Here is a 26,581-nt window from a genome sequence, read left to right as displayed (position 1 = left end):
TGCAGCACTGTCTTCGGCTTCGCGCCTTGTTCTGCGACTGAATGCAAACCCGTGCGAACGGGTGCGCTAGAAAGACGAGCCCGGCTCGGCCAGGAAGGCGATCTCTTCGGGCGTGGAAACCCGCCCCAGGATCGCATTGCGATGCGGGTAGCGACCGAAGCGCTCGATGATGGCCTGATGGCGCCGCTCGAAGGCCAGCGAGCCTTCCAGCCCCGGCTGCGAGAACAACGCCACGGCCTGCTCGTGAATCAGGCGCGACTCACTGTGCATATAAGGCATGTAGGCGAAGGCCCGTTGCGCAGGGGTCAGGGCGGGGTCCTGGCCGGTGCGCACGAACTCCTGCGCCAGGCACAGTGCCTGCGGGTCCTGCGAGAAGGCACGCGGTGTGTCGCGCCAGACGTTGCGGGAGAACTGGTCCAGCACGATGATCTCGGCCAGCCGCCCTTCAGGCGCCTGCCGCCAGGCCTCCAGCTCACCGAGAATGGCCGCCAGTAGCGTGGCGCCGAAGCGCTCGCCGATGGCCGCATCGAGGGCCGGGTTCTTGGCAAAGCGCCGAGCGTCGTCCAGTTCGTTGAACCAGAAGTCCAGCACGGCTGCGGCTGACGCGATGGTCATGCCGTGCCGCCCGCGCTGGGCGCGACATCACCGGTCATCCTCGCGCTCACTTGTTCTTCAGCTTGCCGCGCACCGGCACCACGGTCGTGACCGGCGGGGTGGGGCGGTCTGAAACGACCGGCGGCTTGGTGGGGGACTTGTCCTGTTTCGGCTTCTTCTTCAATTTCTCAGAATGTTGCTCGCCTTTGGCCATGGTGCCTCCGATGGGTGGATTGGGGAGACTTGCATGGTACGGCAGAAACCCGGACGGTCCGGAAACCAGAAACAACCCCGTTCGCCGATTTCGGAACAAAAATGGCACGACCCTAGCGTGATTGGGTCATCAATTGCTATCAATAAGATAGTTGATGGTGGGGTTTCTCCCGAACCCACAGGGTGCTTGACGCGTCAATTCTTGTTCGATAGGATCCATACCAACCAGTCGGTATGGTATGAGTGCTGTCGCTTCCACCCCCCCGAAAACTGCCGCGAGCGCGGCGGATCCCCGCTCGCGCCTGCTCGATGCGGCCGTGCAGGTCATCCGGACCAAGGGGTACGCCGCCACCACGGTCGACGATGTCTGCGCGGCGGCGGGGGTGACCAAGGGCAGTTTTTTCCACCATTTCAAGAGCAAGGAAGCGATGGCGCTGGCTGCGGTGGAGCACTGGAACCGCGTCACCGGCGGCCTGTTCGCGCAGGCGCCCCACCAGCAACTGCCCGACCCGCGGGACCGCGTGCTCGCCTACCTCGATCTGCGCAAGGCGCTCATTCGTGGCGCGCCGCCGGAATTCACCTGCCTGCTCGGCACGATGGTGCAGGAAACGTTCGAGACCTGGCCGCGCCTGCGCCAGGCCTGTGACGCCGGCATCCATGGCCACGCCCAGACGGTGGCGCGCGACCTGGCGCTGGCCAAGGCGCTGTACGCGCCGGACGCACCCTGGGACCCCGAGGCCGTGGCGCTGTTCACCCAGGCCACGCTGCAGGGCGCCTTCATCCTGGCCAAGGCGCAGGGCAGCGCCGACGTCGTGTTCCCGTGCATCGATCACCTGCGACAGCATGTCGCGCACCTGCTGGGCGCCGATGACGCGCCGGCTTTCACCCTGAAGGAGACTCCCCCATGAGCTATGTTGATGGATTCGTGACCCCGGTGCCGACCGCCAAGCGCGACGAGTACCGCCAGCATGCCGCAGACGTCGCGGTCCTGTTCCGCCAAGCGGGTGCCACCGCCGTCGTCGAGTGCTGGGGCGATGACGTGCCGCCCGGCAAGCTCACCTCCTTCCCGCTGGCGGTCCAGTGCCGCGATGACGAGACGGTGGTGTTTTCCTGGGTCAGCTGGCCGTCGCGCGAGGTGCGTGATGCGGGCTGGAAGGCGGTAATGGCCGACCCGCACATGGCCGATGCCGAACGCACGATCCCGTTCGACGGCCGCCGGCTGATCTATGGCGGCTTTGAAGTCCTGCTGCAGGCCTGATCGCTGACGGGCCCGGCCACGTGCCGACATCCGTTTCCCCCAACCACAAGGAAAGCCCCCATGGCCGAAACCGCCGCTGACACCACCGCCGTGCATGAACTCGTGATCACCCGCCTGATCCCCGTGCCGCGCCACCAACTCTTTCGATGCTGGACCGAATCGGCCCTCATTACCCAGTGGTTCACGCCGCCGCCCTGGAAGACCATTCACGCCGAGACGGACGTTCGCGCCGGGGGCTCAAGCCTCATCATCATGCAGGGGCCGGACGGCACGCAGATGCCCAACCGGGGCGTGTACCTCGAAGTGGTGCCGAACGAGCGGCTGGTGTTCACCGACGCCTTCACCTCGGCCTGGGTGCCGTCGGCCAAACCGTTCTTCACCGGCATCCTGACCTTCGAGGATGAGGCCGGCCAGACGCGCTACACCGCGCGCGCCCGCCACTGGAGCGCCGAAGACAACGCCGCCCACGAGGCCATGGGCTTTTACCAGGGCTGGGGCATCGCCACTGACCAGCTCGCCGCGCTGGCGGCCACCCTGTAAACCCGTTTTACCGCCCACACAACCCACCCAAGGAGACCTCGCCATGAATCCCGTCGTTCATTTTGAAATGCCGTATGACAACCGCCAGCGCATGGCGGCCTTCTACCAGTCCGCCTTTGGCTGGCAGACCCAGATGCTGGGCGAGGAGATGGGCCACTACGTGGTGGCGCACACCACCGAAACGGTGGACGGCATGGTCAGCACGCCCGGCACGATCAACGGTGGCTTCTATGAGCGCAAGCCTGAGTGGCCGGCGCAGCACCCGTCGGTCGTGATCGCGGTGGACGACATCGGCGCCGCGATGCAGCAGGTGGCGGCGGCGGGCGGTGAAGTGCTAGGCGAACCGATGGAGATTCCCGGCATCGGCCAGTACGTGTCGTTCATGGACACCGAGGGCAACCGCGTCAGCATGCTGCAGCCGTTGACGCGCCCGGCCTGAGCGTCTTCCGCAGCGCCACCCCCGGCGGCGCGGTCAGCGTGCGCGAAGCCCGTGCGCAAGCGCGCCCAGGCTGATGCCGCCGAGCGCCCACAACAGGTCCCAGTTGCCGGTGCCCAGGCCTGCGATGGCCGGGCCGGGGCAGACGCCGCACAGGCCCCAGCCCACACCGAACAGCGCGGCGCCAAGGGCGGTGTCGCGGTTCCAGCTGCTGGGGTGGCGATGGAAATGGTCGTCCAGCACCGGACGTGCCATCAGGCGCGGCGCCAGCTGGTAGACCAGCACAACCACCATCACGGCGCCGCCCATCACCAGCAACAGGCCCCAGTCCTGGAAGCGCAGAAAGCTCAGTACCACCTCGGGGCGGATCATCCCGGCATACGACAGCCCGAAACCGAACAGCGCGCCCGAGGCCAGCGTGGCCAGGGCGCGAAAGAGGCTGACCGGGCTCGCTGGGGTGGCTTCGCGCTTGGGCGCAGCGGCGGGAGCCGGCTTGGCAAGGCCTGGCGCGGCGCTCATGGCAGCCACCTCGCCGCCAGGTTGGCCGTGAGAAAGGCCGTGCCCATGAAGGTCGCCACTGCCATCAGAGAGGGAAGCTGCAGCGAACCCAGCCCGCAGATGCCATGGCCCGAGGTGCAGCCATTGCCAAGCCGCGCGCCATAGCCCACGAAGAAGCCGCCCACGACGAGCTGCCAGGTGGGCACCGCCGTGGCCTGCGCCTGGCCACCGGCAACGCCCAGCCACCACAGCAGGGCGCCCAGTATCAGCCCGGCCGCGTACACCAGCCGCCAGCCACGTGAATCCACGAAGCGCGCCTGCTGGAAGAAGGGCCGCTGCACCGCATAGGACCAGGTACTCGAGAACACGGTGCTCATGCCGCCGATGCGGCCGGTCAGGACGAACAACAGCGCCACACCGGCACCCGCCAGCAAACCGCCGGCCAGGTAGTGCTGCCAGCCGAGGGGAAAAAGGGAAAGGCTCAAAGTCATGGGCGTGGATTATCGGCGGGTTGCCGATGCGCCGTGTCGCGCCGCCTCAGAGACCCGACAATGGCATCAGAACAGCATCAACCCCGCCTCTTGCGGTCGTATCTTGCTATCAAAATTGATAACCCTCAGGCATCCAGAAACAGCGCCGGGTCCACCATCGTGCGGTTCAGCATCACGCCCCAGTGCAGGTGCGCCCCCGTTACGCGGCCGGTGGCGCCCACGGCGCCCAGGCGCTCGCCGGTGGCCAGCGCGTCGCCCAACTTCACGTCGATGGCGCTCAGGTGGCACATCATGCTCAGCAGCCCGCCGCCGTGGTCCAGCCAGACGGTCTGGCCGTTGAAGAAATAGTCGCCGGTGTCGATCACCCGCCCCGGCAAGGGCGCCACCACCGGCGTGCCGGTGGCCGCGGCGATGTCCATGCCGCTGTGCGGGGCGCGCGGCTGGCCGTTGAACACCCGCCGCAACCCGAAGGAGCTGGAGCGGCGTCCCGGCACCGGCACCTGCATGTGCAGGTCGGCCGCGCGCGGGAAGGGCTCGCGGAAGGTCTCCATCACCTGCTGCTGGTGCGCGCGCTCGCGCTCGTGGCGCGCCAGGTCGTCGGGGGCAAGGTCCACCGTGCGGGGCGACACCGTCAGGCGCTGCTCCACGTAGCGTTTGGGCCTGATGTCATAGCCCAGCGTGCGTTCCGCATCGGCCGCGCGCACCACAATCTTTGCCGCGCCCGGCGTGGCCGACAGCGGGATGCCGACGATGGCGGTCCACGCGCGTGCGTCGCCCAGCACCAGCACCGGCACCTCTGCGGCAAACGCCTGCGGGCGCGTCGACGCTGGCCCCAGGGCCAGGCGCGCAATGCCGCCGGGCACCGGCGAGGCGATTGGCCAGGCGGTGGGGGGGTGATCCGCAGGATTGGCGGGTTGGGCGGCCTTGGCGGCGTGGGCGTCCAGCATGGGTGCCAGCGCGCCCGCGGCGGCCAGCAGGGCGGTGCGGCGGGTGAAGGCGAGGGGTCTTGGGTTCATCACAGCGTCTGCCGGTAGCGCTCCAGCATCTGCGCCTGGTTCTCGAACACCGTGTCCGGGCCCATGCGCTCGCCGATCTGGTCGCGCAGCATCTCGCCCATGCTGGGCAGGATGGTGCGTTCCACGTGGCGGCTGGCATCCCACAGCGCCGAGCGCATCAGCGCCTTGGCGCAATGCAGGTAGCTGGCCTGCACCGTCACGCGGATCACCAGCGGGGGCACGCGGCGCGCATCGGCGCAGCGCTCCCGCTCGCCCGCATCGGTGGACAGCACCGCGCGGCCGTTGACGCGCAGCGTCTCGTCCACCCCCGGCACCAGGAACAGCAGGCCGATCGAGCCGGTCTGGATGATGTTTTCCAGCGTGTCCAGCCGGTTGTTGCCCGGCGCGTCAGGGATCAGCAGCGTGCCGGCCTCCACCACCTTCACGAAACCCGGTTCGCCACCGCGCGGCGAGGCGTCCATGGCCCCGTCGGCCCCGCTGCTGGCCAGCACCACAAGCGGCGCCAGCCCGATGAAGCGCACAGCGTGTGCATCGAGTTGCGGCAGCTCCTTCTTGACCGACCGCTCGCGCGCGGGGCCGTAGAGAGCGCGCAGGTCGTCGATTCGGGTGATGAGGGTGCTCATAACAGGTCTCCGGTGGTCGTGGCCGCCATGGTACGACCGCCGCCGGTCAGCGCAACGACCTCGTCACCCGGCCCCGGCTGGCAACCGGCCGCGATCGGTGTCCAGCCGCGATGGATGACCACCTGCGTGGCGGTGTAGCAGAGCTCGATGCGCCGGGCGTCGGGGACCTGCTGGCGCACGAAGCCCTCGATCGACGCCGGCATGCTCACGCGAAAACGCGCAGCCGCGAGGTCATCGACGGGGTGGTCGTCGGTGTGCAGCCAGCGGATCTGCCCGGCCAGCCACACCAGCGGCTGCCAGCCCACGACCAGCTCGGTGGGCGTGTAGCCGGCCTCGATCAGCGCCTGCTGCGCGCGCGTGCGGTTCTCGCCGGCGTCGGCGGCGGGTGCCCACGCGCTGGCCATCAGCTCGGCCAGCCACTGGTTGCAGTTCTGGTAGCGGGTGCTGAAGGCGTAGGCGTTGGCGCTGTAGGTGTCGCCGAGCAGCTTGAGCGCCTGCTGGTCGTCGCGCGTGGCGCGTTCGATCGGCGCGGCGGCCGCATTGGGCAGCAGCACGATCGACAGGTAGCCCTCGTCCGGATCGTTGGCGCCCATCACGAAACCGCTCATGCCCTGGTCGAACAGGCGCGGGCGCTGCTCGTCGCAGGCGTAATAGAGCTGGCGCACCGACCAGGGGGCGTTGTCGCTGGCCTTCAGGCTCACGCCAGCATGGGAGTAGCGCTGGTCCAGGCGCTGCAGCGCCAGCCCCGAGCGCGACACCAGCGCCATCTGCGCGCCGGACTGGTCCAGCTCCGCCTTCACGAGCGCGGCGACCTGGATCAGACGGTCCTGCGCCGCAGCGCCGGGCTCGGACGGACCGTGGCAGAAATCGAGCGAGGCGCCCAGGCTGGCGCGGGCGATCAGCGCCAGGCCGAGCGCAAGCGCGCTACGCACAATGACGATTCGGCGTTCAGGCACCGACCGGGCGGCTGGCCAGTTCGCGGTACCAGGCGTCGTCCAGCACGAGGTAGAAGGGCGCCTGCGCGCCGGTGGCGCCGGTGGCAAAGGCCAGCCCGTAGGGCCGGTGCTCGGCGGTGATCACCTGCCCGACCGCCAGCCGCGCGCGCTCGGCCGTTTCGCGCGGCAGCGTCAGCGTGAAACCGGTCGGTGCGGGCGTACCGGTGGTCGCGGCCGCCACCGGCGCCAGGCGCAGCTGCACCTGGTCCGGCTGGTCGGCCAGCGCCACCATCTCGACCAGGGTGTAGGGGCCCTGGGCCACCTTGTCTTTGGACGACGAGGAGCCGTCGCTGGACTTGCCCAGCGAGGTCGACGAGCTGCCGAGCGAGGCGGAGGTCGAGCTGGCCGCCGACGAGGTGCTGTCGGCCAGGGCGGCCCCGGTGGCCAGGGCCAGCGCCAGGGCGGTGGCAGCGGGCCGGGCGTGCTTCAGGAAGTGCTGCATGAAGGTCGCAATGGGAGTGGATCGATGCGATCAAGCATAGCGGCATTGGCGCGCGAGCGCCGCCGGGCGCGCCGGCGCAGGCCCTGTGCTAGAGTGAATTTCAAACACCGAGGAGACCCCATGACCCATTCCCTGGCCCCCACCGGACTGCAACTGCGCTCGCTCATCAAGCCCGAGGGCGAACTGGAGATTTCGCTGCACGAGGTGCCGACGCCCGAGCCGGCCGCCGACGAGGTCATCGTGCGCGTCGAGGCCACACCCATCAACCCGTCGGACATCGGCCTGCTGTTCGGTGCGGCCGACATGGCCACGGCCCGCGTCTCGGGCACGCTGGCGCGCCCGGTCGTCTCCGCGCAGGTGCCCGAGCGGGCGATGAAGAGCATGGCGGCCCGGGTGGGGCAGTCCCTGCCCGTGGGCAACGAGGGCGCCGGCACGGTGGTGGCGGCCGGCGCATCGCCCGCGGCGCAAGCGCTGCTGGGCAAGACGGTGGCCGTGCTGGGCGGGGCGATGTACGCCCAATACCGCGCCATCCGCGCCGACCAGTGCCTGGTGCTGCCCGAGGGCGCGAGCGCGGCCGATGGCGCGTCCTGTTTCGTGAACCCGCTCACCGCGCTGGGCATGGTCGAGACCATGCGCCGCGAAGGCCACAAGGCGCTGGTGCACACCGCGGCGGCCTCCAACCTGGGCCAGATGCTGAACCGCATCTGCCTGAAGGATGGCATTGGCCTGGTCAACATCGTGCGCAAGCCCGAGCAGGCGGCGCTGCTGAAGGCGCAGGGCGCGCAGCATGTGTGCGACTCGTCCGCGCCCAGCTTCCTGGCCGACCTGACCGAGGCCTTGGTCCAGACCGGCGCCACCATCGCTTTCGACGCTACTGGCGGCGGCCGGCTGGCGGGCCAGATCCTGGGCTGCATGGAGGCGGCCCTGAATCGCACGGCCACCGAATACAGCCGGTATGGCAGCACCACCCACAAGCAGGTCTACATCTACGGCGGGCTCGACACCGGCCCCACCGAGCTCGTGCGCAACTTCGGCTTTGCCTGGGGCATGGGCGGGTGGCTGCTGTTTCCGTTCCTGCAGAAGATCGGGCCCGAGGCCGTGCAGGCGCTGAAGGCGCGCGTGGCCGCCGAGCTGAAGACCACCTTTGCCAGCAGCTACACGAAAGAGATTTCCCTGGCTGACGCCTTGCAGCTGGAGGCCATCGCCGTATACGGCCAGCGTGCGACCGGCACCAAGTTCCTGATCAACCCGAACCGGGCGTCCTGAGCCAGTTTATGAATCAAACGGGCGGTATCCCAGCGTCGAATGGTCATAAGTTGCTATTGAATTGAAAGTGCTCGGAAACGATCGCCACCCCACCAGGAGCCCCCGCATGAGCCCCGACATCGCCAACAAGCGCCGCGCCTTCGCCGCGCTGCATCAATCCGGCTGCTTCGTGATCCCCAACCCCTGGGACGCGGGCAGCGCGCGCTACCTGCAAAGTCTGGGCTTCAAGGCGCTGGCCACCACCAGCGCCGGCTTCGCGTGGTCGCACGCGCGGGCGGACAACGGCATCACCCGCGACATGGCGCTGGCCCATCTGCACGAGATGGTGGCGGCAGTGGATGTGCCCATCAACGCGGATTTTGAGAACGGCTTTGCGCCGGACGCCGCCGGCGTGGCGGAGAACGTGCGCCTGGCCGTGGCTACCGGCGTGGCGGGCCTGTCGATCGAAGACTCCACGGGCGATGCGGGCCGGCCCTTGTTCACGCTGGACGAGGCGGTCGAACGCATCCGTGCCGCGCGCGGCGCGATCGACCGGGCGGGCGGCGGCGCGATGCTGGTCGGGCGCGCCGAATGTTTCCTGGTGGGCCGCCCGGACCTGGCCGAGACCATCGCCCGCCTGCAGGCCTACGCCAATGCCGGGGCGGACTGCCTGTATGCCCCCGGCGTGACCACGCGCGAGCAGATCGTCGCGCTGGTGGAGGCGGTGGCGCCCAAACCGCTCAACCTGCTGGTGGGGTCCGCCAGCGAACTGACCGTGGCCGACATCGCCGCGCTGGGCGTGCGGCGCATCAGCGTCGGCGGCGCCCTGGCACGTTCGGCCTGGGGCGGCTTCATGCGCTCGGCGCAATTGTTGGCGCAGCAGGGTCGCTTCGACGGCTTTGCCGACGCCGCGTCGGGCAAGGACCTCAATGCGCTGTTCAGCGCGCCGGGGGTGGGATCGTCGTGACGGAACGATTCGAAATGGCCAACCCGATGGGCGGCACGGCATTGCCGGATTGTTCAGCCGAGGTCCGCGAGGCGCTGGCCGCCGGCCGCGCCGTCGTGGCGCTGGAATCGACCATCATTTCCCACGGCATGCCGTATCCTCAGAACGTGGCCACTGCGCTGCAGGTGGAGGGCGAGGTGCGCGCGCATGGGGCGGTGCCGGCCACGATTGCCGTGGTGGACGGGCGGCTGAAGGCCGGGCTGAGCCGCGCGGAGATCGAATCCCTGGGCCGCGCCGGCCCCAGCGTGTCCAAGCTCAGCCGGCGCGACCTGCCGCTGGCTGTGGCGGCTGGCCAGACCGGAGCCACCACGGTGGCGGCGACGATGATCATCGCGGCACTGGCGGGCATCCGGGTGTTTGCCACCGGCGGCATCGGTGGGGTGCACCGCGGCGCGGGCGAGAGCTTCGACATCTCGGCCGACCTGCTGGAACTGGCACGCACGCCGGTGGCGGTGGTCTGCGCGGGCGTGAAGTCGATCCTGGACATTCGCCTCACGCTGGAGGTGCTGGAGACCCACGGCGTGCCGGTGGTGGGCTATGGCACCGACCGGCTGCCGGCCTTCTTCGCGCGCGACAGTGGATTTGCCGTGGACGCGCGGCTGGACACGCCGGCGCAGATCGCCCGCGCGTTGCAGGCCCAGTGGGCGATGGGCCTGCGCGGCGGCATGGTGATCGCCAACCCGGTGCCCGAGGCGCATGCGCTGCCGCGCGCGGTGATCGATGGTGCCATCGAGATGGCGCTGGCGGATGCGGCGGTGCAGGGCATCACCGGCAAGGCCGTCACGCCCTTCCTGCTGGCGCGGGTGAACGAACTGACGGGCGGCAACAGCCTGGCCGCGAACATCGCGCTGATCCTGAACAATGCCCGGCTGGCGGCCGCGGTGGCAGGCGAGCTGACGCGGCTCGGCGGCTGACGGCTACAGGCCGCGCATCCAGGCCGGGCGCAGTGGGGCATTCTGGGGCGCGGCGATCGCGGTGCGCACCTGCGCCAGCAGGCGATCCTTCTCCGCACCCAGCGTGCCCTTGAGCACCAGCCAGTTGGAGGCGTGGTCGCTGCGGAACACGGTGCGGCGCAGCTCCAGTGCCTGCAGAAAAGTCTCCATCTCGCGGAACAGCGCGGGCAGGTCCAGCGGCTCCCATTCGGGGAAGCCCGCGCGAAAGCGTTCCTCTCCCTGCGGAAAGCTCACCACCAGCGTGGCCAGAAACTCGGGCTGCGTGGCGTTGGCCAGCCTGGCGGAGTTCTCGGCATGGGCGCGTGACAGCGTGGGCCCGCCCAGCCCGTTGAGCAGCATCACCGAGCGGGTGATGCCGGCCGCGCCCAGCTTGTCCAGTGCGTCGCGGGTGGTCTCGAAGGTTTCGCCCTTGTTCACCTTGCGCAGCACCTCGTCGTCGCCCGACTCCGTGCCCACATAGGCCAGCGACAGGCCGGCTTCGCGCAGCCCGGTCAGGTCGGCCACCGATTTGCTGCGCACGTTGCGCGGCAGGCAGTAGCTGGAGATGCGCCGCACGCCCGGCAGGTGGGTGCGGATGGCATCCAGCACCGCCATCAGGCGCCGGGTCGACAGCGCCATGGCGTCGCCGTCACCGAGGAACACACGCTGTACCCCCCGACCGTAACCCTGGCCCAAGCGGCGGATGGATTCCAGCGTCTCGTCCTCGTCGCGCAGCGCGAACTTCTTCTGCGGCGCGGTGTACATCTCGCAATAGGTGCACTTGTTCCACGAGCAGCCGTTGGTGATGGGCAGGATCAGCGAATCCGCCTCGCTGGGCGGGCGGAACACGGGCTCGATGTAGCGGATGGGGAAGGTGGGCATCGGGTCGTGCCTCGTTCACATCGCGGGTGCCGGCGGCAAGGGCGGCAGCTCGCTGCGCGCGATGCTGCGGGCTTCGGCCGGCTCCAGGCCCAGGGCCCGCAGCAGCAGTTCGGCCGTGTCCGAGCCCATGTCGCGCCAGGTGCTGCGCCCGTCGAGCACCGGCAGCATGGCCGCCAGGGTGGCGCCCGCCAGCAGGCCCACCATGGCGGGCAGCTGGTCGTGGGCCAGGCGGTAGCGCCCGGAGGCGATGCCGGCTTCGAAGTCTGCGATGGGGTCGGTGCCGTGCAGGGCCTGGGTCAGCGCCGGGCTCATGCCGAAGCGGCTCATGAAGCGGCCCCAGAGCGGTTCTTCGTGGGCGCGTCGGATGTACTGCCGCACGCCGATGGCCAGCCGTTGCGGCGGGTCGGCCAGCCCGGCAAATCCCGCCACCACGCGCTCGATCATTTCGCGCGCCAGCTGGGCCGCCACGTCCTCGAACAGGCTGTCCACATCCGGCACATGGCTGTAGATGGTGCCCCGCGCCATGCCGGCGGCGCTGGCCAGCTCGCTGATGGTGACCTTGGTGACGCCGCGTTCGGCAAAGAGCTTCATCGCGGCAGCATGGATGCGGCGGCGGGCCTGGTTCAGGGGAATGGTCTGCGGATCGGTGGACATGATGGATGGGACTTTACCTGTTTTTAATTGGACATCAATGTTCAAAAAAGAACAATACTAGGGTAAACACGGATGCTCAATTGTGGTCTTTATTAAACAATAATGTTCAAACAAGAGCATATTCGTTAAATCGTGCGGCTTCCAGGTTCTGGCTGCCGCCCATCCACCCAGGAGACCTTCACCCATGAGCATCACCCCAGCATCCCCGACCGCCCGCACGGTCGCCCTCGGCAACCGCCAGATCCACCTGCACGAGTTCGGCGCCGGCCCGCCTGTGCTGATGCTGCACGGCGGCGGGCCGGGCGCCTCGGGCCTGTCGAACTACGCCCGCAACATCGACGCCCTGGCCTCGCGCTTTCGCGTTCTGGTGCCTGACCTGCCGGGTTACGGAGGCTCCAGCAAGGGGGTGAACAGCGAGGACCCCTTCGGCGACCTGGCAGCGGCCATGCTGGCGCTGCTGGATGCGCTGGGCATCGATCGCGCCCACGTCGTCGGCAACTCGCTCGGCGGTGCCTGCGCGCTGCGCATGGCGCTGGAGCAGCCCGGGTGCGTTGATCGCCTGGTGCTGATGGGGCCGGGCGGCATCGGCATCTCCCAGGCGGCCCCGACCGAAGGGCTCAAGCGCCTGCTCGGCTACTACGCGGGCGAAGGGCCGACGCTGGAGAAGCTGCGCACCTTCATCTGCGAAGACCTGGTCTTCGACGGCAGCCGCATCCCCGAGGCGGTGCTGCGGGAACGCTTCGAAGCCAGCATCGACCCCGAGGTCCTGGCCAGCCCGCCGCTGCGCGCACCCAAGGACCTGGAGGCCTTCCGGCGGCTGGACTTCCTGCTCGACCCGCGCCTGCCGGCGCTTGCGCACCGCACGCTGGTGCTGTGGGGCACCGCCGACCGCGTGAACCCGGCCACGGGCGCCATGGCCCTGCAGGCCAGGATGCCGGCCTGTGATGCCTACCTGTTCAGCCGCACCGGCCACTGGGTGCAGTGGGAGCGCGCGGACGAGTTCAACGCCGTCGTCACCGCCTTCCTGAGCGTCACGGCCTGACCGGGAGACTGACCATGAACAACCCTGTCAAGAACCCCTCCTCCCCCAGCCTGTTCGGCCGCGTCAGCCTCGGCTACGTAGTGATCGAATCGCGCAAGCTGCCCGAATGGCGGCGCTTTGCCCAGGACGGTCTGGGCCTTCATGTCGACTCTGTCGGCGACCAGGCGCTGGCGATGCGCATCGATCACCACCGGCTGCGCCTGCTGGTGCGCGAAGGCGCGGCCGAAGACGTGGTCGCCTTCGGTTGGCAGCTGGACGGCGACGATGCGCTGCAACTGGCGCTCTCCCGCCTGCGCGCGGCCGGCATCGAGGTGCGCGAAATCAGCGGCGCCGAAGCGGCCGAACGCGGCGTGGAGCGCCTGTGGGCGTTCACCGGCCCGAAGCGGCTGCGCTTCGAGCTTTTCACCCGCCCGCTGGTCGGCACCGGCCCGCTGGCCATGCGGGCCAGTGGCTTCGTCACCGGGACGATGGGCCTGGGCCATTTCGCCATGACCACCCGCGAGCCCGAGGCGGCGCTGGCCTTCTTCCAGACCCTGTTCGACGCGCGGCTGTCCGACACCATCGAGGACAAGCTCAATGGCGTCACGCTGGAGCTGAGCTTTCTGCGGCTGAACCCGCGCCACCACTCGGTGGCCATTGCCGCCACGCGCGGCACGCGCATGAATCCGCTGCGCACCGCCATTCACCACCTCAACCTGCAGGCCTTCAGCCTGGATGACGTCACCGAGGCCTACCGCCGCCTGCGCGGCATGGGCTTTTCCATCGCCAACGCCATCGGGCAGCACCCGAACGACCGCGAGCTGTCGTTCTATGTCGCCTCGCCCTCGGGCTTCGAGATCGAGCTCGGCTGGAATCCGATCGTCGTCCACGAGGAGGCCGAGACCGGCTGGACACCCGGCCACTACGCCGGCATCAGCCTGTGGGGCCATTTCCCCGAGAACCTGACGCTGGCGTCCCGCCTGGGGCAGATGGGCCGCGGCCTGGCCTCGCTCGCCCGCAAGGAATACGTCGCAGGAGCACAGGCATGAGCGCCGCCGTCGACACCTTTGATGTGGCCATTGTCGGCCTCGGGCCCACGGGGCTGACCCTGGCACACGGCCTGGGACAGCGCGGGCACCGTGTGCTGGTGCTGGAACGCGAGCCGAGCTTCTACGGCAACGCGCGGGCGGTCTACACCGACGGCGAATGCCTGCGCATCTTCCAGTCCTTCGGCATGGCCGAAACCCTGGCGGCCGACATGCTGCAGGATGCCCCGGTGCAGATGATGCTGCCGGACGGATCGGTGCTGTTCCAGCTCAAGAACACCCACCGACCGCACGGCTGGCCTGCCAACAACTTTTTCTACCAGCCCCTGCTGGAAACCGCGCTGGCCGAGGGGCTGGCCCGTTACCCCAACGTGACGGTGCTGCGCGGCCGCGAACTCACGCGCTTCGAGCAGGACGCCGGCGGGGTGGACCTCTTCCACGTCGCGACCGAAGGCACCGGGTATGGCAAGGCGGCGCAGCCGCCGGGCGCCCGGGCCGAGCCCGTCGCCGGCGAGGTGTCGCTGCGCGCGCGCTGGATGGTCGGGGCCGATGGCGGGCGCAGCGCGGTGCGCGGCCAGCTGGGCATCGGCATGACGGGCAAGAGCTTTCCCAACCCGTGGCTGGTGGTCGACATCAAGGCCAAGGACCCGGCCGACGGCCTGCACCACCTGCCGTATTTCAATTTCATCTGCGACCCCACCTGCCCGACAGTGAGCTGCGTGCAGCCCAATGGGCACCACCGCTTCGAATTCATGCTGATGCCGGGCCAGACCCGCGAACACATGGAGCACCCCGACACCGTGCGCCACTACCTGTCGAAGCACGTGAACGTCGACAAGTTCCACATCCTGCGCACGCTCGTCTACACCTTCAATGCGCTGATGGCCGAACGGTGGCGCGAAGGCCGGGTGCTGCTGGCTGGCGACGCGGCGCACATGACCCCACAGTTCATCGGCCAGGGCATGAACGCCGGAGTGCGCGACGCCTACAACCTGGGCTGGAAGCTCGACGCGGTGCTGCGCGGGCAGGCTGGCGAGGCGCTGCTGGACAGCTATGAGCAGGAGCGCCGCCCGCACGCCGCGGCCATGACGCGCGAAGGCATCCGCATGAAGGACTTCGTGTCGATGGTCAACCCGGTGGGCACCTTGCTGCGCAACGCGCTCACCCGGGTGGTGGTGCGCCTGCCAAAGCTCGGAACCTTCGTGCGCCAGGGCGACTTCATCCCGAAGCCGAGCTATTCGAACGGGCGCTATGTCGGCTTGCGTCGCAGGCGCCGGGCCGGCGCCGAGGGGCGCCTGATGCCGCAGCCGCTGCTGCGCGGCCCGGACGGCCGGCGCCGCCTGCTGGATGAACTGATCGGGCCCGGCTTCGCGCTCATCGGCGCGGGCACGGACCCGCGCAGCGCCCTGGACGACGAAACACGGGCCCTGTGGCAGTCGATGGGCGCCACATTCGTGTCGGTCCATCCGTTTGGGGGCTTGCCGCAGGGTTCGGTCACCCATGCGGTGCCCGCAGGCCTGATCGAGGCCGAAGACCCCGACGGCAGCTTCCACACCTGGTGGCGCCGCAGCGGCGCCGGCAAGGGCTTTGTGGCGGTGGTGCGGCCAGACCGCTTCGTGTTCGCACTGGTACCGGGTCAACAGCTTGCGCAGGTGACCCGGGAGTTCGCCCGCCAGATGCACCGTGACCAGGCGCTTGCACAAGCGCCCGTTTCGCAGACCGCCACCTCTATTCACACCTTGCCCCAGGCCGCCTGACCCATGAACGAGCAGACCATTCTTTCCTCACCGGCTGATGCAGCCGTGCAGGCGGCCGCCACCGCGCTGCGCACGGCCCGCGCCCAGCGGCGCCCGATCGCGCCGGTTTCCACCACCTTCGGGCTCGCGGGTCTCGATGCCGCCTACGGGGTGGCCGAGCTCAACACCCGGGCCGCTTTGGCCGCCGGACGCCGTGTGCTCGGCAAGAAAGTGGGGCTGACCTCGCGTGCCGTGCAGCAGCAGCTCGGTGTGAACCAGCCGGACTTTGGCGTCCTGCTAGATGACATGGAGTTTCTTGACGGCGACGAGGTGCCGATGGACCGGCTGGCGCAGCCCAAGGTCGAGGCCGAAGTTGCTTTTGTGGTCGGTCGCGACCTGGATGCCGGCGCGCCGAGCTGGGGAGAGTTTCTAGGCTGCCTGGCCTATGCCCTGCCGGCGCTGGAGATCGTCGACAGCGCGATTGCCGACTGGAAGATCACGCTGGTGGACACGGTTGCCGACAACGCTTCCAGCGGCCTGTATGTGCTGGGCCACCAGCCTGTGGCGATTGGTCAACTGGCCGCTTCGGAGCTGGGCATGCAGTTGGCGCTGAACGGGTCGGTGGTGTCGGTGGGCAGCGGCGCGGCCTGCCTGGGCCATCCCTTGCGGGCGGCATATTGGCTGGCGCGCACGATGGCAGCTCGCGGCCAGCCCCTGCGCGCGGGTGAGGTGATCCTGTCGGGCGCACTGGGGCCGATGGTGCCGGTGGCCGCGGGCAACGTGGTGCAGACCCGAATCGGTGGCCTCGGCAACTGCAGCGTGCGCTTCGTCTGATCAGACCGAATGACCGCATCCCCATCATTCGTGCAAAAAGGAGATTCCATGCCAAGTTCAAGCCCTGAGGCGCCAGAGCTGGCGCTCAACCGACGCGATTTCATGGCGGCGGCCGCCGGCCTTGCCGCGGCCCCCTTCGCGGGTGCAGCGGCAGGGTCCGGCGGGGACGCGCCGAACATCCTGTTCATCTTGACCGACCAGGAGCGCTTCTTCCGCCCGGGCGAGTTGCCGGCCGGTTTCGAGTTGCCCACGCACGCCAAACTGATGCGCCGCGGCACCACCTTCGTGAACCACCGCATCGCCTCGTGTGTGTGCACGCCGTCGCGGTCGGTGATCTACACCGGGCGCCACATCCAGCAGACGCGGATGTTCGACAACACCAACTTCCCGTGGATCGACAGCCTGTCTACCGACGTGCCGACCGTCGGCCACCTGCTGCGGGCGGCCGGCTACACCACGGCCTACAAGGGCAAGTGGCACCTGACGAAGGAGTTCGAGACGGTCAACAAGCTCGGCGCGCCGACGAAGATGTTCACCGAGGAGATGGAGGCCTATGGCTTCTCCGACTACCACGGTGTCGGTGACATCATTGCCCACGACCGCGGCGGTTACCTGCACGACGGCATCATCGCCTCGATGGGGGTGAGCTGGCTGCGCGGCAAGGGGCGCGAACTCGCGGCGCAGGGAAAGCCGTGGTTCCTGGCCGTCAACCTGGTGAACCCGCACGATGTCATGTTCTACGACACCGATGCGCCAGGCATGCCGGTGCAGAGCAAGCGGGGACTGGTCCCCGTCGCGCGCGATCCGGTCGATCCGCTGTATGCGAAACAATGGCAGTTCAAGCTGCCGCCCAACCATTTTCAGCCCATCAACGCCGCCGGCCGGCCACCGGCCCACCATGATTTCCTGCGTTCGCACGATGCGATGGTCGGCGAGATTCCCGACGAGGCGGCGCGCTGGCGCCGGCGCCACAACTACTACCTGAACTGCCTGCGCGACGCGGACCGCAACATCGCCCTGGTGCTGGCCGAACTGGAAGCCTCCGGCCTGGCCGACCGCACGATCATCGTGCTCACCGCCGACCATGGCGACATGGACGGCGCCCACAAACTGCACGCCAAAGGTGCGGTTGCGTACCGCGAGCAGAACAACGTGCCCCTGGTGGTGGTGCATCCGTCGCACCCCGGGGGCCGGCAGTGCCGCGCGGTGACCTCGCATGTGGACCTGGCGCCGACGCTGCTGGCGCTGACCGGCATCGGAGAAGCGCGCGCAAAGGCGATCGGCAAGGACCTGCCCGGCAAGGACTTCTCCGAGCTGCTGGCCGCGCCGGACCGGGCCGGCGAAACGTCCGTGCGCGACGGGGCGCTCTTTTGCTACAACATGCTGGCCTACCTGGACGGCGACTTTCTCTACAAGGCCGTCGAACACCTGAACCGCGGTGGCAAACCCGCAGACATCAAGACCTCCGGCCTGGCGCCGGACCTCGGCAAGCGTGGGGCGGTGCGCTCGGTCTACGACGGGCGCTACGTCTTCGCCCGCTACTTCTCGCCCAAGCAGCACAACCGCCCGACCACGATGGAGGCGCTGCAGCGCCTGAACGATCTGGAGCTCTATGACACGCTGGCCGACCCCCACGAGATGAACAACCTGGCGGCCGGTCCGCAGCGCCGCGTGGACCTGCTGCTGGCCATGAACGACAAGCTGAACCGCCTGATCGACGCCGAGGTTGGCGAAGACCGCGGCCAGATGCTGCCCGGCGGTATCGACGCAGGCTGGGAAGTCTCGCGGGAAACGATGGCCGGCGCCTGAGGCGATGCGGCCGCAGGCGGGTGTGCCGGATGGGCTCAGTGGGCTCGATGGCAGCCGCTTGACGCATCCGCCTGGGCAAAAGGCCCGGCGGGTGCCACGGCAGGCTGCTGGTGGTGTTCCAGCGCCGCGATGAGGGTGTCGATCTTTTCCAGGAACTCGTCGCGGCTGACGCAGGGGTTCTCGGTGAACATCCGCGTGGCCCATTCGGCAATATCGGGCTTGCCGGCCAGGCGCGCCCAATTCCTGACTTCGCAGTACCCCAGCAGGGCAAGCCGGCCCAGATCGGTGTTCCGACGCGCGTGATGCAGGTCGGCCAGGAGGTCTTCGAGCACCAGTTGAATGGAAGGCGATGTGTTCATGTTGCAGTGCAGCATAGGAGTGGCGCCTGACGGTTTTCTGACAGCGCGATCCCCGGCAATATTTGGGAAGAATGCTGCCTATCCCAGCGTCGATAGGTCATGGTTTGCTATCAATCGGTGACTTCCGGTGAGGGCTTTGTGACGCCGGAGCCGGCGCCAGGCGCACTCTAGGGAGCTTCGCCTACAGTTGCTGGATGAATACCGTTTCCTTTGAATGGCGGCCAACGGCATGAAACATGCCGTCGCACGCCTGCGCGCCACGCGGCTGGCGGCCAGTGCCAAGCCGTTTGTGGCGCGTGGCTCCGGGCCGGGGCGCTGCCCGGGCTGCCGGCTGGCGGCCAGCCACTGCGTGTGCGCGCTGCGCCCGTCGCTGCCGGTGAACGCCGGGGTGTGCCTGATCATGGGCGACATCGAGGCGCTCAAGCCCAGCAACACCGGCTGGCTGGTGGCTGATGTGGTGCCGGACACCTTTGCCTTCGGCTGGGCCCGCACTGCCGTGGACCCGGCCCTGCCGGCGCTGCTGGCCGACCCGCAGTGGCAGCCCTGGCTGGTGTTCCCGGCCGAATATGCCGAAGCACGCCGGGTGGTGACGCAGCTGCCGGCGCCCGAGGCGTCCGCAGCCTGCGGCCGGCGCCCCCTGTTCGTGCTGCTCGACGGCACCTGGTCGGAAGCGCGCAAGATGTTTCGCAAGAGCCCGTATCTGGACGCGCTGCCGGTGCTGAGCCTGCACCCGGCCGAGGCGTCCAGCTACCGGCTGCGCCGCTCGGTGCACGGCCACCACCTGTGCACCGCCGAGGTCGCCGCCGCCTGTCTGGCGCTGGCCGGCGAAGGCGCTGCCGCCGAGGTGCTGGGCGCCTGGCTGGACGTGTTCAGCGCCCATTACCTGAGTGCCAAGCGCAGCGTGCCGCTGGACCGGGACAGCCCGGCGCACCAGCAGCTGCAAGACTTGCCGGCAAGCGGCTGAAGGCTAATCCCCGGGCCCGTCCGGCAGCACGCTCAGGTCGAGCGGGCGGACGGCACCCATCCACAGCGCGCGGTCGCGGTGGTCCACCAACTGGTTGTCGCTGATCGGGTGCACGAACACCACCAAACCGTCCCGGTTCATGGCCAGCCAGGGAATCACGTCGCCGAAAACCTCGGGGCTGAACGACAGCTGGCAGCTCCAGTCGGGGTGCGGGCCCACCGGCTTTTCATGCACCCGGCCCATCGTCACGCCGAAGCGTGTGGCCGCCTCGGTGCACAAGGCGCGGGCCTGCTCCACGGTGTCCGGGCCAAAGTAGACGTGCGCATGAAAGCCGCGAATCACTGGCGTCAGGTTGTCAGGGCCGGACATGGTGCCGGGGGCGGGCGCTCAGAGCCCGAATTTCGCGTAATACGCGGCCACCGCAGGCAGGGCGGCGATGCGTTGGGCGTGCGCGTTGAGGGCAGGTGCCACGCGCTCGACCAGGTCGGTGGGAATGTGGTCCAGGCGGCCGGAGTTCAGGCCGCGCACATCGACGAACACTTTCAGGTCGGCCACGGTGAGCCGGTTGTCGGCAAAGTACTCGCCGCCATGCGCCAGCAGCTGTTTCTGCAGCCAGGCCAGGTAGACGGGCATGGAGCCGTTGACCAGCGCCAGACGGGCTTCTTTCTGGGCCTCGCCGGTCAGGCGGAAGGTGGGGCCCATCTTGACGCCAGCGTCTTCCACCACATAGGCCACCTCGTCGCACAGCAGGGCCTGGAAGGGGTCGGTGGGGTACAGGCCAGTGAGCTTGCCGACGTACCGGTTGATTGCGTCGGACTGCGTGACCAGCACGCCGTCCACTTCCAGCGTCGGCACCTGGCCGAAGGGCGTGGAACTGCGGAACGCGCCAAATGCGGCGTAGTCCATGCGATGATCTTCGAAGGCGACGCCGCCGATGTGCAGGGCCAGGCGGGCCGGTTCGGCGCGGCCGCCGTGGAAGTCGAAATAGCTCAGTCGAAGTGTGGGCATGGGAGGACCTTGGTTGAGGATGCGGCCGGGCCGCGGGCGAGGTGTCGCGGATTCTAGGCCGGCATCGGATTTCCTGCCCGGCGCCCCGTGGCGCCCCGGATCAATGGGTGACGAACTCGTAGAGCACCTGCTCGGCCTCCACCATGTCCAGGATGTCATTCAGCACGCCTTCGTCCTCCGTGGTGCTCCAGGTCTCTTCCGGGTCCTCGGCGAAGAGGGGCTCGATGGCCAGGTCCAGGTACTGCTGGTTGGGCAGTTTCACGACCAGACCGCCCTCCGACGTTTCGACCAGTTCCCAGTCATCGGGCACGGACATTTCAAGGCGGATCGTGACGTTGAGTTTCTTCATGGCGGGTTCCTGCGGTAAGCCGTGAGAGGGCGAAAGCTTCGCGAGGGACAAAGTCTAGTCCGATTTGCCGTGCGCCACCGGCGAGCGCCCTGCGCATAATCCAACGCTGCCACCCCGGCGCCCGCCATCCAAAACAAGGGATCAGACCCCACACCATGACCGAACCCGCGACCCATCCCATCGGCACCCCCGGCCAGCCCTGGGGTCCGGCCGAGCTGGCCGAATGGCGCGCCGGCCAGGTGCGCCAGCGCAGCTACGCCGACGATGTGCTGGCCGCGGTTGAACGGCTGGCGGCGCGCTATGACGTCATCCCCTACGGCGAACTGGCCTATGGCATCGAGCGCTTTCCCCTGTTGGCACTGCGGGCCGGTGCGTGGCAGCCCGAGTTGCCGGGGGTGTTGGTGACGGGTGGCGTGCATGGCTACGAGACCAGCGGCGTGCACGGCGCGCTGCGATTCCTCGACCAGCATGCCGAAGCCTTTGCCGGGCGAGTCAATCTGCTGGTGGCGCCCTGCGTGAGCCCCTGGGCCTACGAGCGCATCCATCGCTGGAACTTCGATGCGGTGGACCCCAACCGTTCCTTTCGCACACCCAGCCCGGCACCCGAATCGGCGGCACTGATGGGGCTGGTGGCGCCCTGGCTCGGGCAGTTTGCGGCGCACATCGACCTGCATGAGACCACCGACACCGACGAAACGGTCTTCCGGCCGGCGCTGGCCGCGCGAGACGGCAAACCCTTCGAGCCCGGCAGCATCCCGGACGGCTTCTACCTGGTGGACGACACCGAGAACCCGCAACCTGAATTCCAGCAGGCCATCATCGACGCCGTGGCGCGGGTGACGCACATCGCCCCAGCCGATGAAAAGGGCGAGATCATCGGCTGTCCCGAAGTGGCGCCGGGCGTGATCCGCTACCCGCTGAAAGCCTGGGGCCTGTGCGCCAGCCTCACCGGTGCGCGCTACACCACCACCACCGAGGTCTACCCCGACAGCCCCCGCGCCACGCCCGAGCAGTGCATCGCCGCGCAGGTGGCGGCGGTGGGTGCGGCGATCGGGTTCGTGCTGGAGCGGGCATAGCCCTCAATCGACCGTTCCGGTAAGCCCCATGTCCAAGAACCCGTCAGCAACCCACACCTCGTCCGCATCCTTCAAAGCCCGTTTCTGGGACCGCTTTGCCAGCGGCTACGCGGGCGGCACGATCGGCGACTGGGCGGGTTACGAGCGCAGCCTGGTGCGCACGCGGGAGTTGCTCGGGCCCGGCGCGTCGGTGCTGGAGATCGGCTGCGGCACCGGCTCCACGGCGCTGACCCTGTCGTTGTTCACCGGCCCCTACCTGGCCACCGACATTGCGCCGCAGATGATTGCCCTGGCCAATCAGCGGCTGGCGCTGAGCCCCCGGCCCGCGCTGCGGTTTCAGGTGGAGGATTCCGATGCCACGGCCGGTGACCTGAACGGGCCGTTCGACGCGGTGCTGGCCTTCAACGTGCTGCACCTGCTCGATGATTTGGACGCCGCCACGGCGCGGTGCGCCCGCGTGCTCAAGCCGGGCGGATGGTTCATCTCCAAAACGCCCTGCTTGCGGGAGATTAATCCGCTCATTCCCGGCCTGGCCGTGCCCCTGATGCGCGCCCTGCGCCTGGCGCCGCCGGTGTTGAACCTGCGCGAGGCCGATCTGGTGGCCGCCTGCAAACGACAAGGGCTGGAGGTGCTCGGCGTCGAGCGCCATGCCAGCCGTGGGCGCGATGTGCGGCCCTACGTCGTGGCGCGCAAACCCGCCGGTGCGGCGACGGGCGCCTGACGCCCGGATTGGCTCAGCCGTGTTTGCCCGGCGTCCACCCTGCCGGGCCGATGGCGCGCTCGGCCACCTGGGTGGCCAGCGGCTCCAGCGCGGTGGCCATGGTGTCGTTCCAGCGGTTGAGGTAGCCGAACAGCGCGATGCTGGCCACGATCTCGACGATCTGCTCGTCGGTGTAGTGCTTCTTCAGCTCGTCGAAGTCGGCCGCGCCGGCCTCGTTGGGCTGGGCGCCCGCCTTCAGCGCCAGGCGGATCGCGGCGCGCTCGGCGTCGTTGAAGACGTCGCTGTTTTCAAAGTCCCATAGCGCCGCGATCTTCTCGTCGGAGGCCTTGTAGATGCTCGCCAGGTTCGTCATGTGCGACTGGCAATACAGGCAGCCCGCCGCATAGCTGCAGGCCAGGCTCACCAGCATCTTGGTCTCTTCCGGCACCGTGCCCTCGTACAGCACCGCCTGGTTCAGCGCCATGAACGCCCGCACGATGTTGGGTCGGCGCACCATGGTCATGATGCTGTTGGGCGTGAAGCCACGTGTGCGCCGGTAGTGCTCGAAGCGCTCGCGGATGTCGTCGTCCTTTACCTCAGCCAGGGGAACCGGATTCAGGTGGGCCATGGGTTTGCTCCTTGTGTTGGTGGAATAGCCGACAGATGCTACCGACCGGAGATCACCGCTTCAAAGCCGTATAGTATGAAATTATCAAATTTCGTCATACATTTTGACCATGCGTCGTCGCCACCTGCTTCAGGCCGTGCCCCTTGCCGTTGCCGGCCTGCATCTTGCCCCGCTGCGGGCGCAGCCGTCCGCCGGGTTTCCTGATCCCGCCCGGTCGATTCGCTGGGTTGTTCCGTTTCCGGCCGGAGGTACCTCCGACATCCGCGCGCGGCAAGTGGCCGAGCACCTGCGGCAGGACGCGGGCTGGAACGTGGTGGTGGACAACCGGCCCGGTGCCAGCGGGATGATCGGTTCCGACTTCGTGGCCAAGGCGCCGGCCGACGGCTACACACTGCTGCTGGGCACCATCGGCACGCTGGCCATCAACCCAGCCGTCTTCCCGAGCCAGCCGTACAACGTGCTGCGGGATTTCCAGCCGGTGACGCAGTTCTCGCGCTCGGTCAGCGTGCTCATGGCGCACAAGAGCACCGGCATCACCTCGCTCGCGCAAATCGAAGCCGCCGTGCGGGGCGGCAGCCGGTTGGCCTACGCCTCGACCGGGACCGGAACCATCGGCCACATGGTCGGGGAGATCTACAAGACGCGTGCCAACCTCGACATCACCCACGTCCCCTACAAGGGCACAGCACCCGCCGTGCAGGATTTTGTCGCCGGCCATGTGCCCCTGCTGTACGAGACGTCGTCGGCGGTCTGGGAGCACCTCAAGGCCGGCACGGCCGTGCCGCTGGCGGTGACCAGTTCCGTCCGCATGCCACAGATGCCATCGGTGCCGACCTTCAAGGAACTCGGGTATGCCGACCTCGTGTTCGACACCTGGCAAGGTGTGGTGACGACAAGAGGCGTGCCGCCTGCGGTGCTGGAGGCGCTGAACCGCGAGATCGTCAAGGCGCTGCGCAGCCCTGATGTGGTGCGCAGCCACGAAGAGCAGGTCAACGTGGTGGTCGCCAACACGCCGCGGCAGTTCGAACGCTTCATCGCCGACGAAACCCGCAAATGGGCCTCGGTGGTGAAGGAAACGGGCGTGGCGGCGGGGTAGGGCGTCGCGGCCCCTCAGGTCTGTACCTTGCGGCCGAGGTGGCGCTGCACCGCGTCCACCTTGCTGTGCAGGCGCGATGCGGTGCCGGCGCGGTAGTCCATCTTGAGGTTCATGCCGATGCGTTCGCAATCGGGCTCCAGCGCGCGAAAACAGTCGCCCACCACCTGCATCACCTCGTCGAAGCTGCCTTCCAGAATGGTGCCCATGGGCGTGAGGCGGTAGGTGATGCCGCTGCGGTCGATGACATCCAGAATGCGCGCCACATAGGCGCTGAGGCCGTCGCCGCGGTCGGGCGGGTTCATGGCGAATTCGAGCAAGACCATGTTCAGACTCCTTGGGGGACCGGCCAAGTATGCCTGCCGGCCCCGGTCATGCACTCCTATAATCGCGCCCCTTTCACGTCGGGAGCCCCGAATTGAATCTGGAGATTTCTCAGTCCGCCCCGACGGCCGCGGCCATTGCCCGGGTGGTGCAGGCGAACTACTCCCTGGGGGAGGTGGTGGCCGGCGAATTTCTGCGGCGCAGCTTCAACCAGGTGTACCGGCTCACGCTGACCGACGGGCGCCATGTGGTGGCGCGGCTGTGCGCCGAGCGCCCGCGCGGCGAGCCCCACTTGGGGTTCGAGGCCGAGGTGCTGCAGCACCTGCGCGCGCGCGGCTGCCCGGTGGCCACCTGCCTGCGCACCCGCACCGGCGAGGTCGCCCGTCGCGTGCAGCTGCCCGAGGGGGAGCGCGCGCTCATGCTGTTCGAGCACCTGGACGGCACTGCCACCGGCGACCAGCCCGAGCGCATCCAGGCCTTTGGCCGCGGGCTGGCGCAGCTGCATGCGGCCGGCGAGGGTTTTGCCAGCAGCGCCAGCCACTACACGCTGGACCTGGACTACCTGCTGATGCGCCCCCTGCAGCACCTGCTGCGCGCGCCCACCCTGACCGCCGAACTGCGCCCGCAATTCGAGGCCCTTGGCCAGCGCCTGCACGACCGCATCCTCGCGCTCGGCGAGCTGACCCAGGTGCTCTGCCACGGCGACGCGCACAGCGACAACAACTTTGTGACCGCGCGCGACGATGGCACGCTGCAGGCCGTGTTCTTCGATTTCGACGAAACCGGCCCCGGCTACCTGGCCTATGAGCTGGCGGTGTACCCGTGGTGGCTGCACCCGCGCAGCGTGGACGGCGCGTGGAGCGCGAAGGACCTGACGCGCTGGGGCCACTTCATCACGGCCTACCAGGCGCTGCGCCCGCTGGGCGAGGCCGACCGCGCTGCGCTGGCGCCCTTCATGGCGGTGCGCCAGTTCTGGCTGCTGGGGGAATACGCCGGGCGCGTGCCGGTGTGGGGCTCGCAGGCCATCCCCACCGACTACCTGCAGCGGCAGGTGAAGGTGTTGCAGCAGTGGGAGATGCTGGAACTGCCGGTATGCAGCCCGCCAGCCGTGCGTCAGCCAGCTTCCTAGAATGCCCGCACGATGATTTCAATCCGTTCCCGATCGCTGCTGGCCGCGCTGGCCACCGTCTCCGCCATCCTTCTCCAGTCCCTTGCGCAGGCCAAGCCACCCGCCAAACCGTCCACGCCCCCTGGCCCGTTGCCGGCATGCCTGCTGACGCTGGAGGTGCGCCAGCTGCACTGGACCCTGGATCCGCTGGAGCATGCGAAGGACCACATCAACGCGCTGCAGTTCGACCTGCCGGCCGACCCGGCCTTCTGCAAGGACGTGACAGTGGGCACCGTGCTGGACGAGAAGTTCCGCTGGGGCAGCTGGCTGTTCCGGCAGAACTACGGCCAGTGGAGCGTGCGCGTGGTGGGCAAGCGCATCAACGGTGTGTCTGAAGGCGCGGTGCCCGTGCCGCAGGCCAGCACGGTGCCACCGCCGATGGCGCCATCAGCCGTGATGCCGGCACCGGCAGCCAACGCACCGGCCCGCCCGTCCACCGCGCCCTATGACCCGGGCCCGGCACCGGCGCTGGAGCCGTTGGTGAAGCCTGCGGGCGACACCAGGCAGCCTTGAATCACCCAAACGGGCCCCAAACCCTGTTTTCAGCGAAAAATAGAGAAAAAACGGTTCTCTTCCGTTTCGGGTGGCGCGCAACAGCTGGCAATAATGTGTTGACAAACAAACGTCACGCAGGAGAGCCG

34 protein-coding genes are annotated in these 26,581 nt (G+C 68.5%); 18 read left to right on the top strand and 16 right to left on the bottom strand.

From position 1 onward, the window contains the following. Positions 1–66 precede the first annotated feature (66 nt). Together ACMUOY_RS16190 and ACMUOY_RS16185 are read right to left on the bottom strand one after the other, a co-directional pair. A complete protein-coding gene (locus ACMUOY_RS16190; RefSeq protein WP_413893772.1) occupies positions 67–615 on the bottom strand; it encodes a DUF924 family protein in 549 nt (182 codons plus the stop codon). 46 nt (positions 616–661) lie between these two features. Then, positions 662–808: a hypothetical protein gene (locus ACMUOY_RS16185; RefSeq protein ID WP_413893771.1), complete on the bottom strand. Its 147-nt coding sequence runs from the start codon at positions 806–808 to the stop codon at positions 662–664. Between the two features lie 238 nt (positions 809–1,046). On the opposite strand from ACMUOY_RS16185, the gene ACMUOY_RS16180 reads away from it, so the two are divergent. The 4 genes from ACMUOY_RS16180 to ACMUOY_RS16165 are packed head-to-tail and all read left to right on the top strand — an operon-like array spanning position 1,047 to position 3,044. Next, the gene (locus ACMUOY_RS16180; RefSeq protein WP_413893770.1) at positions 1,047–1,715 is read left to right on the top strand and encodes a TetR/AcrR family transcriptional regulator; all 669 of its coding nucleotides are present in this window, start codon (positions 1,047–1,049) and stop codon (positions 1,713–1,715) included. Further along, positions 1,712–2,065, top strand: coding sequence for a DUF1428 domain-containing protein (locus tag ACMUOY_RS16175; RefSeq protein ID WP_413893769.1), 354 nt, complete (start codon positions 1,712–1,714; stop codon positions 2,063–2,065). The genes ACMUOY_RS16180 and ACMUOY_RS16175 overlap by 4 nt, the downstream gene beginning before the upstream one ends. 60 nt (positions 2,066–2,125) lie before the next feature. Then, positions 2,126–2,605 (top strand): SRPBCC family protein, encoded by a 480-nt coding sequence (locus ACMUOY_RS16170; protein WP_413893768.1) that lies wholly within the window; start codon positions 2,126–2,128, stop codon positions 2,603–2,605. A gap of 43 nt (positions 2,606–2,648) precedes the next feature. Next, complete coding sequence (locus ACMUOY_RS16165) at positions 2,649–3,044, top strand: VOC family protein (protein WP_413893767.1); 396 nt, start codon at positions 2,649–2,651, stop codon at positions 3,042–3,044. A 33-nt stretch (positions 3,045–3,077) separates the two neighbouring features. Here ACMUOY_RS16165 and ACMUOY_RS16160 read toward each other — a convergent pair whose 3' ends face one another. The 6 genes from ACMUOY_RS16160 to ACMUOY_RS16135 form a co-directional block, all read right to left on the bottom strand. Next, positions 3,078–3,560: a DUF6691 family protein gene (locus ACMUOY_RS16160; protein WP_413893766.1), complete on the bottom strand. Its 483-nt coding sequence runs from the start codon at positions 3,558–3,560 to the stop codon at positions 3,078–3,080. Beyond that, entirely contained in the window at positions 3,557–4,030 is a 474-nt protein-coding gene (locus tag ACMUOY_RS16155; RefSeq protein ID WP_413893765.1) for a YeeE/YedE family protein, read from the bottom strand. Before ACMUOY_RS16155 ends, ACMUOY_RS16160 begins: the two co-directional genes overlap by 4 nt. A gap of 125 nt (positions 4,031–4,155) precedes the next feature. Continuing rightward, positions 4,156–5,046 carry a M23 family metallopeptidase gene (locus ACMUOY_RS16150; protein ID WP_413893764.1) on the bottom strand — a complete coding sequence of 297 codons (891 nt, stop codon included), beginning with the start codon at positions 5,044–5,046 and terminating at the stop codon, positions 4,156–4,158. After that, positions 5,046–5,669, bottom strand: a complete 624-nt coding sequence (locus ACMUOY_RS16145; RefSeq protein ID WP_413893763.1) for an MSMEG_1061 family FMN-dependent PPOX-type flavoprotein — start codon at positions 5,667–5,669, stop codon at positions 5,046–5,048. The genes ACMUOY_RS16150 and ACMUOY_RS16145 overlap by 1 nt, the downstream gene beginning before the upstream one ends. Continuing rightward, positions 5,666–6,601, bottom strand: coding sequence for a DUF2145 domain-containing protein (locus ACMUOY_RS16140; RefSeq protein WP_413893762.1), 936 nt, complete (start codon positions 6,599–6,601; stop codon positions 5,666–5,668). The genes ACMUOY_RS16145 and ACMUOY_RS16140 overlap by 4 nt, the downstream gene beginning before the upstream one ends. 16 nt (positions 6,602–6,617) lie before the next feature. Further along, a complete protein-coding gene (locus ACMUOY_RS16135; RefSeq protein WP_413893761.1) occupies positions 6,618–7,106 on the bottom strand; it encodes a hypothetical protein in 489 nt (162 codons plus the stop codon). A 120-nt stretch (positions 7,107–7,226) separates the two neighbouring features. Here ACMUOY_RS16135 and ACMUOY_RS16130 point away from each other — a divergent pair, with 120 nt between their 5' ends. The 3 genes from ACMUOY_RS16130 to ACMUOY_RS16120 all read left to right on the top strand — a co-directional run bounded on the left by ACMUOY_RS16130 (position 7,227) and on the right by ACMUOY_RS16120 (position 10,271). Further along, positions 7,227–8,372, top strand: a complete 1,146-nt coding sequence (locus tag ACMUOY_RS16130; protein ID WP_413893760.1) for a zinc-binding dehydrogenase — start codon at positions 7,227–7,229, stop codon at positions 8,370–8,372. Positions 8,373–8,478: 106 nt separating this feature from the next. Continuing rightward, positions 8,479–9,318, top strand: a complete 840-nt coding sequence (locus ACMUOY_RS16125) for an isocitrate lyase/PEP mutase family protein (RefSeq protein WP_413893759.1) — start codon at positions 8,479–8,481, stop codon at positions 9,316–9,318. A 26-nt stretch (positions 9,319–9,344) separates the two neighbouring features. After that, complete coding sequence (locus ACMUOY_RS16120; RefSeq protein WP_413893789.1) at positions 9,345–10,271, top strand: pseudouridine-5'-phosphate glycosidase; 927 nt, start codon at positions 9,345–9,347, stop codon at positions 10,269–10,271. Positions 10,272–10,274: 3 nt separating this feature from the next. Here the strand turns inward: ACMUOY_RS16120 and ACMUOY_RS16115 are convergent, their stop codons facing one another. Continuing rightward, positions 10,275–11,171: a radical SAM protein gene (locus ACMUOY_RS16115; RefSeq protein WP_413893758.1), complete on the bottom strand. Its 897-nt coding sequence runs from the start codon at positions 11,169–11,171 to the stop codon at positions 10,275–10,277. A 15-nt stretch (positions 11,172–11,186) separates the two neighbouring features. Next, complete coding sequence (locus tag ACMUOY_RS16110; RefSeq protein ID WP_413893757.1) at positions 11,187–11,825, bottom strand: TetR/AcrR family transcriptional regulator; 639 nt, start codon at positions 11,823–11,825, stop codon at positions 11,187–11,189. A gap of 184 nt (positions 11,826–12,009) precedes the next feature. Between ACMUOY_RS16110 and ACMUOY_RS16105 the strand changes: the two genes are divergently transcribed. Genes ACMUOY_RS16105 through ACMUOY_RS16085 form a run of 5 tightly spaced genes read left to right on the top strand, consistent with a single transcriptional unit; the run spans position 12,010 to position 18,271 of the window. Further along, complete coding sequence (locus tag ACMUOY_RS16105) at positions 12,010–12,867, top strand: alpha/beta fold hydrolase (protein ID WP_413893756.1); 858 nt, start codon at positions 12,010–12,012, stop codon at positions 12,865–12,867. A gap of 14 nt (positions 12,868–12,881) precedes the next feature. Then, on the top strand, positions 12,882–13,895 hold the full coding sequence (locus ACMUOY_RS16100; protein WP_413893755.1) for a VOC family protein: 1,014 nt from the start codon (positions 12,882–12,884) through the stop codon (positions 13,893–13,895). Then, complete coding sequence (locus tag ACMUOY_RS16095; RefSeq protein WP_413893754.1) at positions 13,892–15,649, top strand: bifunctional 3-(3-hydroxy-phenyl)propionate/3-hydroxycinnamic acid hydroxylase; 1,758 nt, start codon at positions 13,892–13,894, stop codon at positions 15,647–15,649. The genes ACMUOY_RS16100 and ACMUOY_RS16095 overlap by 4 nt, the downstream gene beginning before the upstream one ends. A gap of 3 nt (positions 15,650–15,652) precedes the next feature. Next, positions 15,653–16,462 (top strand): 2-keto-4-pentenoate hydratase, encoded by an 810-nt coding sequence (locus ACMUOY_RS16090; protein WP_413893753.1) that lies wholly within the window; start codon positions 15,653–15,655, stop codon positions 16,460–16,462. 48 nt (positions 16,463–16,510) lie between these two features. Beyond that, positions 16,511–18,271 carry a sulfatase-like hydrolase/transferase gene (locus tag ACMUOY_RS16085; RefSeq protein ID WP_413893752.1) on the top strand — a complete coding sequence of 587 codons (1,761 nt, stop codon included), beginning with the start codon at positions 16,511–16,513 and terminating at the stop codon, positions 18,269–18,271. Positions 18,272–18,306: 35 nt separating this feature from the next. Here ACMUOY_RS16085 and ACMUOY_RS16080 read toward each other — a convergent pair whose 3' ends face one another. After that, positions 18,307–18,630 carry a hypothetical protein gene (locus tag ACMUOY_RS16080; RefSeq protein WP_413893751.1) on the bottom strand — a complete coding sequence of 108 codons (324 nt, stop codon included), beginning with the start codon at positions 18,628–18,630 and terminating at the stop codon, positions 18,307–18,309. 229 nt (positions 18,631–18,859) lie between these two features. Between ACMUOY_RS16080 and ACMUOY_RS16075 the strand changes: the two genes are divergently transcribed. Next, the gene (locus tag ACMUOY_RS16075; protein ID WP_413893750.1) at positions 18,860–19,594 is read left to right on the top strand and encodes a tRNA-uridine aminocarboxypropyltransferase; all 735 of its coding nucleotides are present in this window, start codon (positions 18,860–18,862) and stop codon (positions 19,592–19,594) included. Between the two features lie 3 nt (positions 19,595–19,597). On the opposite strand, the gene ACMUOY_RS16070 is transcribed toward ACMUOY_RS16075, so the two are convergent. From ACMUOY_RS16070 to ACMUOY_RS16060, 3 genes are all read right to left on the bottom strand, one after another. Then, complete coding sequence (locus tag ACMUOY_RS16070) at positions 19,598–19,963, bottom strand: DOPA 4,5-dioxygenase family protein (protein WP_413893749.1); 366 nt, start codon at positions 19,961–19,963, stop codon at positions 19,598–19,600. An 18-nt stretch (positions 19,964–19,981) separates the two neighbouring features. Continuing rightward, complete coding sequence (locus tag ACMUOY_RS16065; protein ID WP_413893748.1) at positions 19,982–20,602, bottom strand: glutathione S-transferase family protein; 621 nt, start codon at positions 20,600–20,602, stop codon at positions 19,982–19,984. Positions 20,603–20,702: 100 nt separating this feature from the next. Next, positions 20,703–20,951 (bottom strand): hypothetical protein, encoded by a 249-nt coding sequence (locus ACMUOY_RS16060; RefSeq protein WP_413893747.1) that lies wholly within the window; start codon positions 20,949–20,951, stop codon positions 20,703–20,705. 155 nt (positions 20,952–21,106) lie between these two features. Between ACMUOY_RS16060 and ACMUOY_RS16055 the strand changes: the two genes are divergently transcribed. Then, on the top strand, positions 21,107–22,027 hold the full coding sequence (locus ACMUOY_RS16055) for a M14 family metallocarboxypeptidase (protein ID WP_413893746.1): 921 nt from the start codon (positions 21,107–21,109) through the stop codon (positions 22,025–22,027). Between the two features lie 28 nt (positions 22,028–22,055). Next, positions 22,056–22,748 carry a class I SAM-dependent methyltransferase gene (locus tag ACMUOY_RS16050; protein ID WP_413893745.1) on the top strand — a complete coding sequence of 231 codons (693 nt, stop codon included), beginning with the start codon at positions 22,056–22,058 and terminating at the stop codon, positions 22,746–22,748. Positions 22,749–22,761: 13 nt separating this feature from the next. Here the strand turns inward: ACMUOY_RS16050 and ACMUOY_RS16045 are convergent, their stop codons facing one another. After that, entirely contained in the window at positions 22,762–23,355 is a 594-nt protein-coding gene (locus tag ACMUOY_RS16045) for a carboxymuconolactone decarboxylase family protein (protein WP_413893744.1), read from the bottom strand. Between the two features lie 109 nt (positions 23,356–23,464). On the opposite strand from ACMUOY_RS16045, the gene ACMUOY_RS16040 reads away from it, so the two are divergent. Then, on the top strand, positions 23,465–24,451 hold the full coding sequence (locus ACMUOY_RS16040; protein ID WP_413893743.1) for a Bug family tripartite tricarboxylate transporter substrate binding protein: 987 nt from the start codon (positions 23,465–23,467) through the stop codon (positions 24,449–24,451). A 14-nt stretch (positions 24,452–24,465) separates the two neighbouring features. On the opposite strand, the gene ACMUOY_RS16035 is transcribed toward ACMUOY_RS16040, so the two are convergent. After that, entirely contained in the window at positions 24,466–24,774 is a 309-nt protein-coding gene (locus ACMUOY_RS16035) for an MTH1187 family thiamine-binding protein (RefSeq protein ID WP_413893742.1), read from the bottom strand. A 92-nt stretch (positions 24,775–24,866) separates the two neighbouring features. Between ACMUOY_RS16035 and ACMUOY_RS16030 the strand changes: the two genes are divergently transcribed. Together ACMUOY_RS16030 and ACMUOY_RS16025 are read left to right on the top strand one after the other, a co-directional pair. Continuing rightward, the gene (locus ACMUOY_RS16030) at positions 24,867–25,901 is read left to right on the top strand and encodes a phosphotransferase enzyme family protein (protein WP_413893741.1); all 1,035 of its coding nucleotides are present in this window, start codon (positions 24,867–24,869) and stop codon (positions 25,899–25,901) included. Positions 25,902–25,913: 12 nt separating this feature from the next. Then, entirely contained in the window at positions 25,914–26,453 is a 540-nt protein-coding gene (locus ACMUOY_RS16025) for a hypothetical protein (protein WP_413893740.1), read from the top strand. Positions 26,454–26,581 lie beyond the last annotated feature (128 nt).

The organism is Candidatus Skiveiella danica (assembly GCF_022705245.1).
In the GTDB taxonomy this organism is placed as follows: Bacteria; Pseudomonadota; Gammaproteobacteria; order Burkholderiales; family Burkholderiaceae_C; genus Skiveiella; species Skiveiella danica.
The sequence above is the reverse complement of the archived record's forward strand: the minus strand, read 5'-3'. Positions and strand labels throughout refer to the sequence as shown.